This window comes from Streptomyces sp. NPDC058751 (assembly GCF_042746485.1).
GTDB lineage: Bacteria > Actinomycetota > Actinomycetes > Streptomycetales > Streptomycetaceae > Streptomyces.
This window is the reverse complement of record NZ_JBHYPZ010000040.1, coordinates 37,735-51,993: the sequence shown is the minus strand read 5'-3', so window position 1 is coordinate 51,993 and position 14,259 is coordinate 37,735. Positions and strand designations below refer to the sequence as shown.

Below are 14,259 nucleotides of genomic sequence, written 5' to 3'. Positions count from 1 at the left end.
TCGTCGGGACGGCACCGAGGCCGCCGTCGAGTCGGTCCCCATCGGGTCCTCGGGCTCCGGCACGGACCGGCCGTTCTCACGATAGTTCCGGCACCGGCGGCTTTCCTGCCGGGCCCGCGCCGCCGTGCGGGTCTCCGGCTCGCGACGGCCCGTGAAAGAGGTCCGACCCGTCACCACGGGGGGAGCGACGGGCCGGACCCGTGTTCCACGGTGCCATGCCCGGACCCTGTCGCGCAGTACCTTCGCGAAGTCCCGTACGGCGGTCAGTCCCTGAGGCGGTCGATCTGACGGATCTTGTTGGTCGCGTCCAGCGCGGCGACCTTGTAGGACTCGGCGAGGGTCGGGTAGTTGAAGACGGCGTCGACCAGATAGTCGACCGTTCCCCCGCAGCCCATGACGGACTGGCCGATGTGGATGAGTTCCGTCGCGCCGGTGCCGAAGCAGTGGACGCCGAGGAGCTTGCGGTCCTCGGGCGAGACCAGCAGCTTCAGCATGCCGTGCGAGTCGCCGATGATCTGCCCCCGGGCCAGTTCGCGGTAGCGGGAGATGCCCACCTCGAACGGGACGCGGTCCTCGGTGAGCTGGTCCTCGGTGCGCCCGATGAAGCTGATCTCCGGGATGGTGTAGATGCCGATCGGCTGCTGGTCGGACATCCGGTTCACCGGCTCGCCGCACGCGTGGTACGCCGCCGTACGGCCCTGTTCCATCGAGGTGGCCGCGAGCGCCGGGAAGCCGATGACGTCACCGACGGCGTAGATGTGCGGCACCTCGGTGCGGTAGTGCTCGTCGACGGTGATCCGGCCGCGCGGGTCGGCGGACAGCCCCGCCCTGCCGAGGTCGAGTTCGTCGGTGAGGCCCTGCCGTCCCGCCGAGTACATGACCGCGTCGGCGGGTATCTTCTTGCCGCTCTCCAGGACCGTGAGCGTGCCCTTGGGATGGCGCTCGACGGCGGCGACGGTCTCGCCGAACCGGAAGGTGACGGCGAGGTCCCGCAGGTGGTACTTCAGCGACTCGATCACCTCGACGTCACAGAAGTCGAGCATCCCGGCCCGCTTCTCCACGACCGTGATCTTGGAGCCGAGCGCGGCGAACATGGAGGCGTACTCCATGCCGATCACCCCCGCGCCGACGATGACCATGGAGCGCGGCACCTGCTCCAGGCTCAGGACGTCGTCCGAGTCCATGATCGTCCGCCCGTCGAACTCGACGGTGCCGGGACGCGCGGGACGCGTGCCCGTGGCGATGACGACGTGGTCGGCGCTCAGCCGCTTCTCGTTGCCGTTCGCCTCGGTCAGGGCGACCGTGTGGTCGTCCACGAAGCGGCCGACCCCGGAGAACAGGGACACGTGGTTGCGGGAGAGCTGGCTGCGGATGACGTCCACCTCGCGCCTGACCACGTGCTGCGTGCGTGCGGTCAGATCGGCGACGGTGATGTCCTCCTTCAGGCGGTAGCTCTGGCCGTACAGGTCCCGCTGGCCGATGCCGCTGAGGTACAGGACCGCCTCGCGCAGCGTCTTGGAGGGGATGGTCCCGGTGTGGATGGAGACCCCGCCGACCATGTCGGGGCGGTCGATGACGGCGACCCGGCGGCCGAGCTTCGCCGCCGCGATGGCGGCTTTCTGTCCACCCGGGCCGGATCCGATGACGAGCATGTCGAAGTCGCGCACCCGCGGAGTCTGTCAGCCCGCGGCCGCTTCCCGGAAGGGCGGACGGGGGATCGGTCGCGCGGGTGACGGACGAAGCGCCGGTACGCGGTGCGCCGCCGCCGCGACCGCGTCCGGACCGTGTCCGGGCGGCGGGCCCACGGCGTCCCTGCGGGAGGCGAAGGCCCGTCGGCGGACGAGGAGTCAGCGGCGGGCGAACGCGTACCGGATTTGGACACGGAACGCGCCCGAGTGGGCTACATTCGGTAATCCTTGGCATCGGCGCCTCCGGGGGTGAGGTCGCGTCGAGGAGAATTCCGGAGCGGCGAATGCATCAGTCCCACCTTTCCGCACCGCCGACTGCGCCCACCCAGGGGGGACTTGCCGACAGCCTGCACGAAACGGCGCTCAACACCCCCGATCTGCCGCAGCTCGCGCGCCGCGCCGAGGACCGCTCCGGCGGCTGGATCCAGGTGACGGCGGCCGAGCTGTGGGACGAAGTGGTCGACGTGGCACGGGGGTTCGTCCGTTCCGGCATCCGGCCGGGCGACCGGGTGGCCATCATGGCGCGCACCCGGTACGAGTGGACGGTGCTCAGCTACGCCCTGTGGTCCGTGGGCGCCGAGATCGTTCCGGTCTACCCCACGTCGTCGCACGAACAGGTCGCGTGGATCCTGCACGACGCGCGCTGCGTGGGCGTGGTGGTCGAGGACGAGCAGGGCATCATGACGGTCGGCTCGGCGTGCGCCACGCTCCCGTTCCTGCGCCACGTCTGGCAGTTGGACGCCGGGGCGATGGCCCAGCTCGTGGAGCGCGGCCGGACGATACCCCCGACCGCGGTGGACTCGCTGCGCCGGATCGTCCTGGCCGACTCCACCGCGGTCGTGGCGTACACCTCCGGCACGACGGGACAGCCCATGGGCTGCGCCCTGACGCACCGCAGTCTCGCGAGCCCCTGCGACACCCTGCTCGAAGGCTGGAGGCAGACGGCGGCTCCGCCGGACACCCAGCCCGCCGTGCTCGCCTTCCTGCCCTTCTCGCACGCCTACGGGCTGATGGTCCAGGGGATCTGCCTGCGCGGCGGCATCCTCATGGGCCACGAGCCGGACCTGCGGGAGGAGACCCTCTCCGAGGCCATGCTCTCGTTCCGGCCGACCTATCTGTACGCCGTCCCGTCCGTGTTCGAGAGGATCTACAAGAACTTCGTGCGGGCGTCCCAACGGGCGGGCCGCGGTGTGCTGTTCGAGCGGGCCGTGCGCACGGCGCAGGACTTCGCCCTCGCCGAGGAGCAGCAGCGGCTGGGCACGGGACCGGGCCCCGGTTTCGACCTGCGGCTCCAGCACTCCCTCTACGAGAAGACGGTGTACAGGAAGCTGCGCGCGGCGCTGGGCGGCCGGGTGTGCGGGGCGGTGTCGGGCGGCTCCCCGCTGAACCGTGAACTGGCCCTGTTCTTCGCGGGGATCGGCATCTTCGTCCACGACGGGTACGGGCTCACCGAGACCAGCGGGGGAATCACCGCCCAGCCGGTCGGCCGGGAGAAGTTCGGCACGGTGGGACGCCCCCTGCCGGGCACGGAGATCCAGGTGTCCGACGACGGCGAGATCCTCGTGTGGGGGCCCTCCGTGTTCCAGGGCTACATCAACGACGCCGCGGCGACCGCGGCCTCGTTCCGCGGGGGCTGGCTGGCGACCGGGGACCTCGGCCGGGTCGACTCCGACGGCTATCTGACCATCACCGGGCGCAAGAAGGACATCATCATCACCAGCGGGGGCAAGAGCGTCGCCCCCGCGGCCCTGGAGGAACGGCTGCGGGTCCATCCGCTCATCCACCAGGCGGCCGTCGTGGGCGACAACAGGCCCTGCGTGGGCGCCCTCATCACCCTGGACCCGGAGTTCGTGACGCACTGGCGCGCCGCCCGGGCCAAGGGCGAGACGCCCGCCCGCGGCGCGCGCGAGGAGAACGAGCTGCGCGAGGAGGTCAGGCGCGCGGTCGCGGCCGCCAACTCCACCGTGTCCCGCTCCGAGTCCATCCGGGTCTTCCGTGTCCTCCCGGAACCCTTCGACCTGTCCAACGGTCTGCTGACACCGTCGCTGAAGCTGCGCCGGGACGCGATCGCCGAGCGGTACGCGGCCGAGATCGAGGCGATGTACCAGACGTCGCCGCGGTTTTCCCGGGAGGCGATGATCGGCGACCCGTCGATCCTGGACGACTCCGACAACGTGTTCCGGTGACCGGCAAGGCGTTCCGGCGACCGGCAAGGCGTTCCGGCGACCGGCGCCGTGTGACGGGACTCCCCGGCACCGGACTCCCGGCGGTCCGGCCGGAGGACCCGCCGTTCCTCAGCCGGGGCCGGCGGCCGGGGTCCGGGTGCGGGGCAGCCTCAGGGTGAAGACCGAGCCGACGCCGACCTCACTGGTGACGAGGACGGATCCGGCGTGGGCGGCGACCAGTTGACGGACGATGGCGAGGCCCAGACCACTGCCGCCGGTACGCCGGCTGCGGGACTTCTCCGCCCGCCAGAACCGGTCGAAGACACTGGCCAGATCCTCGGGAGCGATACCGCCGCCGGTGTCGGCCACCCCGAACACGACCTCGTCCCCCTCGTGGTGCGCGGACAGGGTGACCGTGCCGCCCGACGGGGTGTGCCGGATCGCGTTGGACACCAGGTTGCCGAGCGCCTGCCGCATCCGTACGGGGTCCGCGTCCAGCCACGGCGTACCGGCCGCCCCGGTCACCAGCCGGACGCCGGCGGCCTCCGCGCCGACCCGGTGCGCCGCGGCGACCTGTTCGAGGAGCTCGTCGGCGCGCACCTCCTCGTGGTGCAGTCGCAGCGTGCCCGCGTCGGCGGCCGCGAGGTCCTGCAGGTCGTCGATGACGCGCTGCAGGACCACGGCCTCCTCGTGCAGGGAGGCGAGCAGTTCCGGGTCGGGGTCCACGAGGCCGTCGCGGGCCACCTCCAGCCAGCCGCGGATGTTGGTGAGCGGTGTGCGCAGTTCGTGGGCGATGTCGCTGACCATCGCCTTGCGCTGGACCTCCATCCGCTCGCGGCGCTCGGTCAGTTCGTTGAAGGCGAGGGCCAGGATGCCCGTCTCGTCCCGGGTGGTGACGGGCACGCGCACGTGCCGCTCCGGCGGCTGCTGCGCGGCCTGGGTCAGCGCGCGCAGGGGGCGCACCAGCCGGGTGGCGACCAGCGCGGTCACGGCTACCGTGAGGGCGAGGACGAGTCCGGCGACCCCGAACACCTTGGCCTTGTTGGCCGCCGACATGTCGAAGCGGGGTACGGGCCTGTCCCCCGTGCCGAGGAAGAGTTCGGCGGCCGGGGCGACGTAGGGGTCGAGCTGGGCGCGCCGGGCCCCGGCGACGCAGGCGTTCGCCGTACGGGCCACGGGTCCGTCCTGGCCGGCGAGTCTCTTTCCCGTCAGGTAGGGGACGGGGGCGGACCCGCTCGCGGCCTCCAGCGGCAGCGTCACGAAGCGGTCGAGGTCCACCTCGTGCCGGTCAAGGCAGGTCCGGGTGAGCCCCGACAGCTCGTCCAGGGCCTTCTGTTCGGTCCTGGTGGGGGTGTTGAGCATGCCGTCGGCGCACTCGGCGGGCACGTAGCCGGGGTCGGCCGTCCCGTCCACGTGCTTCAACACGGTCCTGCCGCTGGGCATCCGCTCCGTGCGGGTGTGAATCCCGTTGCGGGAGAAGCAGAGTTGGCGCACGGTGGCCAGCTTGGCCACCTTCAGGCGCTCGTCCGTGGTCAGCCGGTACGGTCCCACGGCACGCGGGTCGACACCGGTGAGCTGCGCTCCGGGTTCCGTGGAGGTGTCGGTGCGCAGCGGGTCGACGGTGGCGGCGGCCCGGGGCGGGAGGGAGGTCCCGCGGGCCGCGGAGTCGGCGAAGGGGGTGCGGTCGCCCGCGGTCAGGGCGATGCGCCGGCCGGTCTGCCGCGAGATCGTCCGCAGTGTCCCGGAGACCCCGGACCAGTCGGCGTGGGTGGCCGCGTATCCGCTGAGCCGTCGCAGGATGTCCATGTCCTCGGCGAGCACCTGGCCCTGCTCCTCCTGGATGGCCCGGGTGGTGGTCTGCACCGCGAGCCAGGCGGTGGCGGCGACCGAGCACAGGGCGATGAGCACGGACGTGATCAGGAGCCTCACCAGCAGGCTCTTGCGCAGGGGCACGGCACGGCTCACGCCCTGTCGCCCCTCAGCTTGTACCCGACGCCGAACACGGTCACGAGCCGCGTCGGTCTGCGCGGGTCCGCCTCGATCTTCTTGCGCAGGTTCATGATGTGCACGTCGATGGCCCGCTCGGTCGAGGCCCGGTCGATGCCCCGGGTGTGGTGCAGCAACTGCCGCCGGGAGAAGACCCGTTCGGGCTCGGCGGCCATCGCGAGCAGGATCTCGTACTCGCCCGGGGTGCAGTCCACGGGCGAACCGTCGCAGGAGACCGTGTGCCGCCGCGGGTCCACCTCGATCCCGCCCGCCCTGACGACCGGATCGGGCCGCCGTCCGCCCTCGGGCCGTCCGCTGCGCCGGAGCACCGTGCGGATGCGGGCCATCAGCTCGCGCGGACTGTACGGCTTGGTCATGTAGTCGTCCGCGCCGAGCTCCAGGCCGAGCAGGACGTCGTCCTCGGTGGAGCGGGCGGTCAGCATCAGGACGGGGACGTCGCCGTCCTCCCGCAGCACCCGGCACACGCCGAAGCCGTCGACGACCGGGAGCATCAGGTCCAGGACGACGAGGTCGGGCCGGTGCCGCCTCACCTCGTCGAGCGCGGCCGCGCCGTCGTGGACCACGGCCGCCGTGTGCCCCTCGCCCAGCAGCGAGCGGCGTATCAGCTCGGCCTGCTTCTCGTCGTCCTCCGCGACCAGCACGTATGCGCACACACGGCCGATCGTAGGGGCTGCCGGCCCCGCGGCGGCCGGTGAGAGGGGCTTCCCACACCCTGACACCTTCCTGACAACCTCCCGGGACACTCCGGGGTCCGGCGGGCCCGTGGAACCACGGGGCGGCCCCGCACCTCCCGGTGGTGTCAGCGTGCCAGGAACGCGGCGTCCCCCATGACCACCACGGGGTGCAGGGCGGGGTCCAGGGTGCGCATGAGCTCCACCAGGTCGTCCTCACGCAGGGCGACGCATCCGTGCGTGGGGCCTCCGTGGTCCACGTGCAGCCAGATGCCCCCGCCGCGGCCCGCGCCCAGCGGCCGGGTCCAGTCCAGGGGTGTGGTGCCGGGCCTGCGGTTGTAGTCGATGGCGACCACGTAGTCGAAGGAGCCGGCCAACGACTCGCCCTCGAAGCCCGTGCCGGGTGAGGTGAACGCGCTGGAGCGGTCGTACGGGAGCCGGGTGCCGGGGTCGGGCAGCAGGCCGCCGGCGTCGGTCAGGGTGAAGACGCCCGTGGGAGAACGCAGGTCACCGGCGCGGTGGTGGTCGGTCCAGCCCTTGAGGGCGTTGCGCGCGGGCCGGCTCGGACCGGCCCGCCAGCCCGCCTCCGTGCGCTCGTACAGCACCACGGTGGACCGTGAGGAGTTCCTGCCACGGCCGGTCACCACGACGGCCTGACGGGTCCGCGACGGGATCGCGGCCAGGGCCTCGGGGCCGAGTCCGGGCAGCCGTCCGGACGGCGTCGTGCGCGGGGCGGCCGGCGTGTGCCCCGGTGCCGCCGCGCGCGAGGCGGCCGCCGCGGGCGCCTGTGCCGGCTCGCCGCCGGCTCCGGGGCCGGGCTTCCCGGCGGTGCCGGCGCCGCAGCCGGCGAGCAGGACGGAGGCGGCGACGAGCGCCGCCCGGACACGGTGTACGGAGTCGATCATGTATCGACCCTGGCCGACACATATGAGGAACTCGTCAGGTCGTCCACGGTTCGCCGCGTACCCGGGATACGGAGGATCACCGGTGCCGCACCGCACCCGGGGCGCCGCACTCCGCCGGAACGGGCGCACCACGCCCGGGACGGCACGGACCACCGGTGCTCCGGCGGAGTGGTGGACGGCACGGACCACCGGTGCCCCGGCGGAGCGGTGGACCGCCCGGGTCCCGCGCGGCCCGTCACCCCACGCGTGACGCGCCCGTTCCGGCGGAGTGCGGGGTGACGGCCCGCCGCGAGTTCACCCAGCCGAGCAGGGTCACCGAGACGACCGCGGCGCACGCGCACCACGTGGAGACGAACTCCAGCTCCCACAGGGACCAGCAGACCACCGCGCCCGCCCCGGTCAGGAAGCCGAGCAGGACCAGCCCCCGGTCGCCGGAGAGCAGCAGCGCGCCGACGGTGGCGAAGAGGTAGCCCGCGATGACCAGTTCCGGCCGGGGCAGGTCGACGACATAGCCCATGGTGTGGCCGCGGACCTCGGCCCTGACGGGACGGACGGTCATGGCGTGCGCGAGCACGGCCGCGGTCACGGCACCGGCCGCGAGCGGGAGCAGCAGACGGCGGCCGGTGCCGCGCGGAACCGTGCACAGCACGCCCGCCGGCACCCACAGGGCCAGCAGCGGAAGGGCGATCACGGCCCAGGCCACGGTGGCGGGCCCCGTACCGCCGCCGGTGTCCCAGACCCGGGCCTCGACGATCTGGTGGACGCCGAGCAGCAACGGCAGCGCGGCCAGCGGAAGGTCCTTCCCGCGCCGCGTCCGGACCACACAGACCGCCCCGACCGCGGCGATCCCCGTACCGGCCACCAGATCGGCCGTCGCACTCCAGCACATCGCGCCCCCTGAATCCGCCTCACAGCTTCCGGTCGCACCGCGTCCACGCTACGACGCCCCGGCCGGACTCCTTCGTCCGGCCGACCGTCAGGACACCTCCCCCGAACGGCACTTCATGAAGTTTCAACAAAGGTGCGCCCCAGGTCCGGTTCGTCCCTGTGCCGCAGCCGCGAAGAGTGATTGGGTGGGCCCTGCCGTACCGTCCGACAGCCAGGAGAGCTTCACCACCATGAGCACCCCGCACACCTTCGAATACAAGGTCGTCACGTTCCGCGAATCGTTGATCGGTGATGCCCTGGACAGCGACAAGCTGGAAAAGGTCCTGAACAAGCATGCCGAGGACGGGTGGGCGCTCAAGGCGATCACGGCCGCGGACGTCAAGGGCCGCATAGGTCCCGGCGCCGTGGAGGGCCTGCTCCTCACCCTGGAGCGGCCGCGCCTCTGACGTCGGCGTGGTGCGCGCGGCGCCGAAGTGGGAGAGGCTGTTGGTGATGGGACAGCGGATCCGCAGGTGCTGCTGAAGCCGTCGGAGGCCTTCCGGCAAGGAGGGCCCCCCACGTCTGAACTCATGTCCGGGCCCCCGGGCCCCGCACCCGTGAGACCGCTGTCGGCCGATCGCGTCAGAACGGGCGGCGATGAAGAGCGACGGAACACTCCCCACCGGTGTCGTCACCAGCAAGGCGGTCTTCGGCGCGCCGTGCTGGGTCAGTCTCACCACCCGCGACATGAAGGTCGCCCAGGACTTCTACAGCGCGGTCCTGGGCTGGAGGTGGGCCCCCAGCCGGATGGGCGAGCAGTACCGCGTCGCCAGTGTCGCCGGGGTTCCGGTCGCCGGGGTCGCCAAGGTCGACTTCGTGGCGAGGACGGCGGTCGCCTGGACCGCGTTCTTCGCCGTGGCCTCCGCGGACGAGACCGTCGCACGCAGCCAGGAGCGCGGCGGCACGACCGCGGTGGGGCCGATCTCGCTGCCGCCGGGCCGGGCCGCGCTGCTGGCCGACCGGGACGGCGCGGTCTTCGGGATCTGGGAGGGCGACCTGGTGTCCGGCTGGGAGCGCTGGCGCAACGCGGCCCCCTCCTTCATCCGCCTGCACACCCGGGACGCCTTCGACGCCGCCATCTTCTACGGCGAGGTGCTGAAGTGGGCGACCTCGGACCCGGGCTGCTGCGAGGTCGACTACGAGGAGAACGAGGTCGTCCTGCGCAGCTTCGGCGACGTGGTGGCCCGGATCCACTCCGGCGCGCTGGGCGCCGCCCCCGACCCGAGCCTGCGGCCGCACTGGCAGATCCACTTCACGGTCGAGGACGTGGAGGCCTGCGTCCGCGCGGCGCGTGCCAACGGCGGCGCCGCGCACCAGCAGGGCATCGGCTCGGTGGAGGCCCTCATCATCGACCCCGACGGGGCTCGCTTCTCGGTGACGTCCCGGACCCCGGGCTGACCCGCCCGGCCACGCGCTCACGACGGCCCCACGGCGGACCCGGCCGGCCCACGACGCGCCGGAACACGCCGTTCGGGCTCCAATGGATACCACCGGTACTACAAGGCGCCGCAGCCCCCATCGGGCCGTGCGGCGGCCCGATGGAGGTCCGCGATGCCCACTGCTCTCCGGCTCCTGCACGCGCTCTCCCCCGAACACCGTGATCGGCTGATGGGCGTGGCCCGCGAGGTGTCCTTTCCCGCGGACGGGCCGATCTTCGAGGAGGGAGGCACCGCCGACCGCTTCTGGGTGATCCGCTCCGGAACGGTCTCGCTGTACCAGCGGGTCATCGCCGACCGGCGGATCACCGTCGCCCAGCTCGGGCCCGGCGACCTGCTCGGCTGGTCGTGGCTGTTCCGCCCGCACACCTGGGACTTCGGCGCCGAGGCCTTCAGTCCGGTGCGCGCCTACGAGTTCGACGCCTCCGAGGTGCGGAGGCTGTGCGACCAGGACCCGACGCTGGAGCTGTCGCTGACGCGGACCATCGGCGCGATCCTGGCCCACCGTCTCGAGACGACCCGGGCGGCGCTCATCGAGCACTACGCGCGCCGCGGGGGCGGTGGCTGAACGCGGGCCGTGCGCACGGCGTGGCGGCGTGCGGGCCGCGCGGCCGTGTGCACGGTGCCACCGCGCGGCCGTGTGCACGGCGCGACCTGCCGCACGTGGTGAGGTGACCGGTCCCGCCCGTTGTCAGACCCTGCTGCCACAGTGATCTCTCATGAACGACATCCTCAGTCCCCCGGACGGTCCGGACTCCTTCGCGCTCCTGCCGGGAGCGGTCCACTCACCCGTGATCCTGCACGTGCCGCACTCCTCCCGGGAGATCCCGGCACCGGTCCGCGGGGGCATCGTCCTCGACGACGCGGCGCTGGAGGAGGAGTTGGACCACATCACCGACGCGCACACCGCCGAACTGGCTGCGGCCGCGGCCGAGGCGGCCGGGCTGACGCCGTGGCGGTTCGTCAACCGGCTGTCCCGGCTGGTCGTCGATCCCGAGCGTTTCCCGGACGAGCGGGAGGAGATGCTCGCGGTCGGGATGGGCGCGGTCTACACGCGCACGACGCACCGGGCGCCGCTGCGGCCCGCGGACACCGACCCCCGGCCGCTGGTCGACCGCTACTTCCACTCCTACGCGCGGGCGATGACGGCCGCGGTGACCGACCGGCTGGCCGCCACCGGGCGGGCCGTGATCATCGACGTCCACTCGTATCCGACGGCCCGGCTGCCCTACGAACTGCACGGCGACGGGCCCCGGCCGCCGGTGTGCCTGGGGACCGACTCCTTCCACACGCCGCCGGAGCTGGTCGCGCTCGCGGAGAAGGCGTTCGCCGGGCTCGGCGGAGTGGGGATCGACAGCCCGTTCTCCGGCGCGTACGTCCCCCTGCGGCACTACGAGCGGGAGCCGGCGGTCACGGCGCTGATGGTGGAGATCCGGCGGGACACGTACATGAGGGAGCCGGGAGGTCCGACGGGCCCCGGCTTCGAACGCCTCGTCACGGCCCTGACCACGCTCGTGGACGCCGTGGGCGGGTGACCGGGGCGGTGCCGCGCCCCTGGCGGACGGCCGGGAGCGCCGGGTGCCGGACGGCGGCCGGGGAGCGCCCGGCCGACGGGTGGCCAGGGGGCGTGGGGCGCCCTAAGGTCGGCGGTGAGCAAGCGCTCAGCCACCGCCTCAGGGAGGGCACAGGAGCATGCCGGTCGTCGACGCGTGGATGCAGCACCCCACTCTCCGCCACTCCAACCACGAGATGTTCGAGTCCCTGCGCCGCTGGACCGGCACGAGGACGCTGGAGGAGGAGCTTCCGGTCGAGGTCACCCTGGCCGCGCTGGCGAAGGCCGACGTGGACACCGGCCTGGCCTCGGCCTGGTACGGGCCCGGGGGCGCCCTGATCACCAACGACGAGGTCGCCGGATTCACGGCACGGTCCGACGGGCGGCTGCGCGGGGTCGCGGGCGCCGACCTCACCCGCCCCGTCGCCGCGGTGCGCGAACTGCGGCGGGCCGTCGAGGAGCTGGACTTCGTGGCCCTGCGGATCATTCCGTGGCTGTGGCAACTGCCGCCCACCGACCGGCTCTACTACCCGCTGTACACCGCCTGCGTCGAACTCGGCGTCCCGTTCTGCACCCAGGTCGGGCACACCGGACCGCTGCGCCCCTCCGAGACCGGCCGGCCCATCCCGTACATCGACCAGGTCGCGCTCGACTTCCCCGAACTGACCATCGTCTGCGGCCACATCGGCTACCCGTGGACCACGGAGATGATCGCGGTCGCCGACAAGCACGCGAACGTGTACATCGACACCAGCGCCTACACCGCCCGCCGCTATCCCCCGGAGCTGGTCGCGTACCTGCGCGGCCGGGGGCGGCGGAAGGTCCTGTTCGGCTCCAACTACCCCATGATCGAACCGAGTCGGGCCCTGGAACACCTCGACGAGCTGGGCCTGGACGAGGAGACCACCGCGCTGTTCCTGTCCGGCAACGCGCGGCGCGTCTTCCGCCTGCCCGATCGTCCGTGAACACCGGAGCCCGGCCCGCGTCCGGCCCCGGGAAGGCGCAGGAGCCGCCCCGCGGGGAGCCCGTTCCCGAGCAAAGGTGACCGATCGTACATACGATTGGCTCTGTATCCGCCCCGCGGCGCCCCGGTGTCCGCCCGGCCGGAACACAACTGACCTGCTCGGGGTGGGAGAGGTATGACCCAGGCCGCCAGTCCGGCGCGGACCGTCATTCTGACCGTCGATGCGTTCCGGGTGTCACTGGATGTGGGCGAGTCCTCGGCGGAGGGTGCGGGTGAGGTGGCCGGGGTCGGTGAAGGCGGTGTTGGCCATCCACCCGCGCCGCAGCAGGGATCAGACGCCCATTCGGTTACCGGTAGTTCGTTAAATCCGGCGGTGGCGTGGGTTGACGGCGGTTCGGGTTGGTCGTAGGCCGGTGGGAGGAGTCAACTGTCTTGCTGGGGGCTGAAGATGACCGCTCGCCGTCCGTGCCCGCCCGCACCGGGACCGTTGGAGGACTACGCGGCCCGGTTCGACGACCTCTTTTTCAGCCTGGCCCAGCGGCGGGGGGTTTCGCGAGTACCTGACCGGGCTGCTGGCGCCGCGGGACCGGAACAAGACGATCACCTGCCTGGCCGGGGCGGAGCCGGTGACAGGTGCGGGAATGCCGGGGGTGCAGCGGCTGCAGTTCTTCCTGTCCGAGTCACCCTGGGAGGCCGACCTGGTCAACGACCGGCGGCTTGAACTGCTGCGCGAGGAACCCGCGACGGCTCCGCACGGCGGCGGGGTGATCGTGATCGATGATTCCGGGGACCGCAAGGACGGCACCGCGACCGCGCACGTGGGCCGGCAGTGGCTGGGCCGGCTGGGCAAGACCGACAACGGCATCGTCACCGTGACCACGGTGTGGACCGACGGCCGCGTCTACTACCCGCTGCCCCCCTACACCCCCGCCCACCACTTCGCCCGGGGTCGTACCGATCCGGCCTTCCGTACGAAACCGCAGCTGGCCGCCGCCCTCGCGGCCCGCGGCAAGAAGGCGGGCTTCGGCTGCCGGGCGGTGGTCGCCGACTGCGCCTACTTGAGTCAGCGACACCTGGTACCTCGCACTGCGCGAGGCCGGCCTGGCCTACGTGGTCGCGCTCAAGCCGCACCGCGGCACCTGAGCCCCGGCTGACCGGCCGCACACTCCCATCGAGGCCGCCCACGCTCTAACCTGGAAGGACGCCAAGCATCCGGGCGACTGGACGCCCGTGGAGCGTCACTTCCGCGACGGGCACAGCGAGATCTGGTGGGCCGCCGATGCCCGGCTGGGCGGCTACGGCCCTGACTCACCCTGCCGACTGGTCGTGGCCACCACCGACCCAGCCAGCCTGCCGGAGAAGGCCACCTGGTACCTGGCCACCAACCTGCCCCACCTCGACGCACCCCATGCCACCACCGGCCCCCACCCGCCGGCCGATCTCGCCGAGGTCGTCCGTCTCTACGGACTGCGGCCGTGGATCGGGCAGAGCTACAAGCAGGTCAAGGACGAACTCGGCTGAGCCGACTTCCAGGTCCGCTCCGCCCGCGCCATCCGCCGCCACCAGACCCTGGTCAACTGCGCTTTCTCCTTCGGCTGGGACCAGTGGTTCGCCCCACCCGGACCCCTGGATGCCACCGCGCCGGACCCGTGCCCCGACGAGGGGCCAGAGAGGGGGACCGGCCTTGTCCCACCGACCCCAACAGCCCTGTTGCCCAAGGCATTACGCGCCATCCGTTCCTGGCTCACCCCAGCCGTCGCCCTCAGCCGATGGTGGCAGGCATGGACGGACACAGACCCACCCTCCGAGCTCCAGGCCCTGATCGACGCGGTCACCACCGGCCACGGCATTGACCTCTACCGCCGAATTTAACGAACTACCGGTAACCCCACGGGCGGATGCGCCAGATACGACGAGACCCCGGCAGATTCGGCGGGGCCTCGT

At 72.4% G+C, this 14,259-nt stretch carries 13 protein-coding genes; 8 read left to right on the top strand and 5 right to left on the bottom strand.

What is annotated here, in order from left to right:
• Positions 1 to 263 precede the first annotated feature (263 nt).
• Positions 264 to 1,667: a Si-specific NAD(P)(+) transhydrogenase gene (gene sthA / locus ACFW6B_RS30930; RefSeq protein ID WP_386601142.1), complete on the bottom strand. Its 1,404-nt coding sequence runs from the start codon at positions 1,665 to 1,667 to the stop codon at positions 264 to 266.
• A gap of 305 nt (positions 1,668 to 1,972) precedes the next feature.
• Here sthA and ACFW6B_RS30925 point away from each other — a divergent pair, with 305 nt between their 5' ends.
• Positions 1,973 to 3,874, top strand: a complete 1,902-nt coding sequence (locus ACFW6B_RS30925) for an AMP-dependent synthetase/ligase (protein WP_386601140.1) — start codon at positions 1,973 to 1,975, stop codon at positions 3,872 to 3,874.
• A gap of 108 nt (positions 3,875 to 3,982) precedes the next feature.
• Here the strand turns inward: ACFW6B_RS30925 and ACFW6B_RS30920 are convergent, their stop codons facing one another.
• The 4 genes from ACFW6B_RS30920 to ACFW6B_RS30905 all read right to left on the bottom strand — a co-directional run bounded on the left by ACFW6B_RS30920 (position 3,983) and on the right by ACFW6B_RS30905 (position 8,325).
• On the bottom strand, positions 3,983 to 5,818 hold the full coding sequence (locus ACFW6B_RS30920) for a sensor histidine kinase (protein ID WP_386601138.1): 1,836 nt from the start codon (positions 5,816 to 5,818) through the stop codon (positions 3,983 to 3,985).
• A complete protein-coding gene (locus ACFW6B_RS30915; RefSeq protein WP_386601136.1) occupies positions 5,815 to 6,513 on the bottom strand; it encodes a response regulator in 699 nt (232 codons plus the stop codon). The genes ACFW6B_RS30920 and ACFW6B_RS30915 overlap by 4 nt, the downstream gene beginning before the upstream one ends.
• Before the next feature lie 146 nt (positions 6,514 to 6,659).
• Positions 6,660 to 7,436 (bottom strand): L,D-transpeptidase family protein, encoded by a 777-nt coding sequence (locus ACFW6B_RS30910; protein ID WP_386601134.1) that lies wholly within the window; start codon positions 7,434 to 7,436, stop codon positions 6,660 to 6,662.
• Between the two features lie 235 nt (positions 7,437 to 7,671).
• The gene (locus ACFW6B_RS30905; protein ID WP_386601132.1) at positions 7,672 to 8,325 is read right to left on the bottom strand and encodes a DUF6629 family protein; all 654 of its coding nucleotides are present in this window, start codon (positions 8,323 to 8,325) and stop codon (positions 7,672 to 7,674) included.
• A 184-nt stretch (positions 8,326 to 8,509) separates the two neighbouring features.
• Here ACFW6B_RS30905 and ACFW6B_RS30900 point away from each other — a divergent pair, with 184 nt between their 5' ends.
• The 7 genes from ACFW6B_RS30900 to ACFW6B_RS30870 all read left to right on the top strand — a co-directional run bounded on the left by ACFW6B_RS30900 (position 8,510) and on the right by ACFW6B_RS30870 (position 13,836).
• The gene (locus ACFW6B_RS30900; RefSeq protein WP_386601130.1) at positions 8,510 to 8,770 is read left to right on the top strand and encodes a DUF4177 domain-containing protein; all 261 of its coding nucleotides are present in this window, start codon (positions 8,510 to 8,512) and stop codon (positions 8,768 to 8,770) included.
• Between the two features lie 190 nt (positions 8,771 to 8,960).
• A complete protein-coding gene (locus ACFW6B_RS30895) occupies positions 8,961 to 9,761 on the top strand; it encodes a VOC family protein (protein WP_386601128.1) in 801 nt (266 codons plus the stop codon).
• Between the two features lie 153 nt (positions 9,762 to 9,914).
• On the top strand, positions 9,915 to 10,367 hold the full coding sequence (locus ACFW6B_RS30890; protein ID WP_386601125.1) for a cyclic nucleotide-binding domain-containing protein: 453 nt from the start codon (positions 9,915 to 9,917) through the stop codon (positions 10,365 to 10,367).
• A 151-nt stretch (positions 10,368 to 10,518) separates the two neighbouring features.
• Positions 10,519 to 11,334 (top strand): N-formylglutamate amidohydrolase, encoded by an 816-nt coding sequence (locus ACFW6B_RS30885; protein ID WP_386601123.1) that lies wholly within the window; start codon positions 10,519 to 10,521, stop codon positions 11,332 to 11,334.
• A 157-nt stretch (positions 11,335 to 11,491) separates the two neighbouring features.
• On the top strand, positions 11,492 to 12,316 hold the full coding sequence (locus tag ACFW6B_RS30880) for an amidohydrolase family protein (protein ID WP_386601121.1): 825 nt from the start codon (positions 11,492 to 11,494) through the stop codon (positions 12,314 to 12,316).
• Positions 12,317 to 12,875: 559 nt separating this feature from the next.
• A complete protein-coding gene (locus tag ACFW6B_RS30875; protein WP_386601221.1) occupies positions 12,876 to 13,469 on the top strand; it encodes a transposase in 594 nt (197 codons plus the stop codon).
• A 76-nt stretch (positions 13,470 to 13,545) separates the two neighbouring features.
• The gene (locus ACFW6B_RS30870) at positions 13,546 to 13,836 is read left to right on the top strand and encodes a hypothetical protein (protein WP_386601119.1); all 291 of its coding nucleotides are present in this window, start codon (positions 13,546 to 13,548) and stop codon (positions 13,834 to 13,836) included.
• Positions 13,837 to 14,259: the final 423 nt, after the last annotated feature.

Bases quoted from the DNA above. Each gene is read 5' to 3' on its own strand.
- ACFW6B_RS30925 (WP_386601140.1), top strand. From the start codon at position 1,973: ATGCATCAGTCCCACCTTTCCGCACCGCCGACTGCGCCCACCCAGGGG.
- ACFW6B_RS30910 (WP_386601134.1), bottom strand. From the start codon at position 7,436: ATGATCGACTCCGTACACCGTGTCCGGGCGGCGCTCGTCGCCGCCTCC.
- ACFW6B_RS30905 (WP_386601132.1), bottom strand. From the start codon at position 8,325: ATGTGCTGGAGTGCGACGGCCGATCTGGTGGCCGGTACGGGGATCGCC.
- ACFW6B_RS30895 (WP_386601128.1), top strand. From the start codon at position 8,961: ATGAAGAGCGACGGAACACTCCCCACCGGTGTCGTCACCAGCAAGGCG.
- ACFW6B_RS30890 (WP_386601125.1), top strand. From the start codon at position 9,915: ATGCCCACTGCTCTCCGGCTCCTGCACGCGCTCTCCCCCGAACACCGT.
- ACFW6B_RS30885 (WP_386601123.1), top strand. From the start codon at position 10,519: ATGAACGACATCCTCAGTCCCCCGGACGGTCCGGACTCCTTCGCGCTC.
- ACFW6B_RS30880 (WP_386601121.1), top strand. From the start codon at position 11,492: ATGCCGGTCGTCGACGCGTGGATGCAGCACCCCACTCTCCGCCACTCC.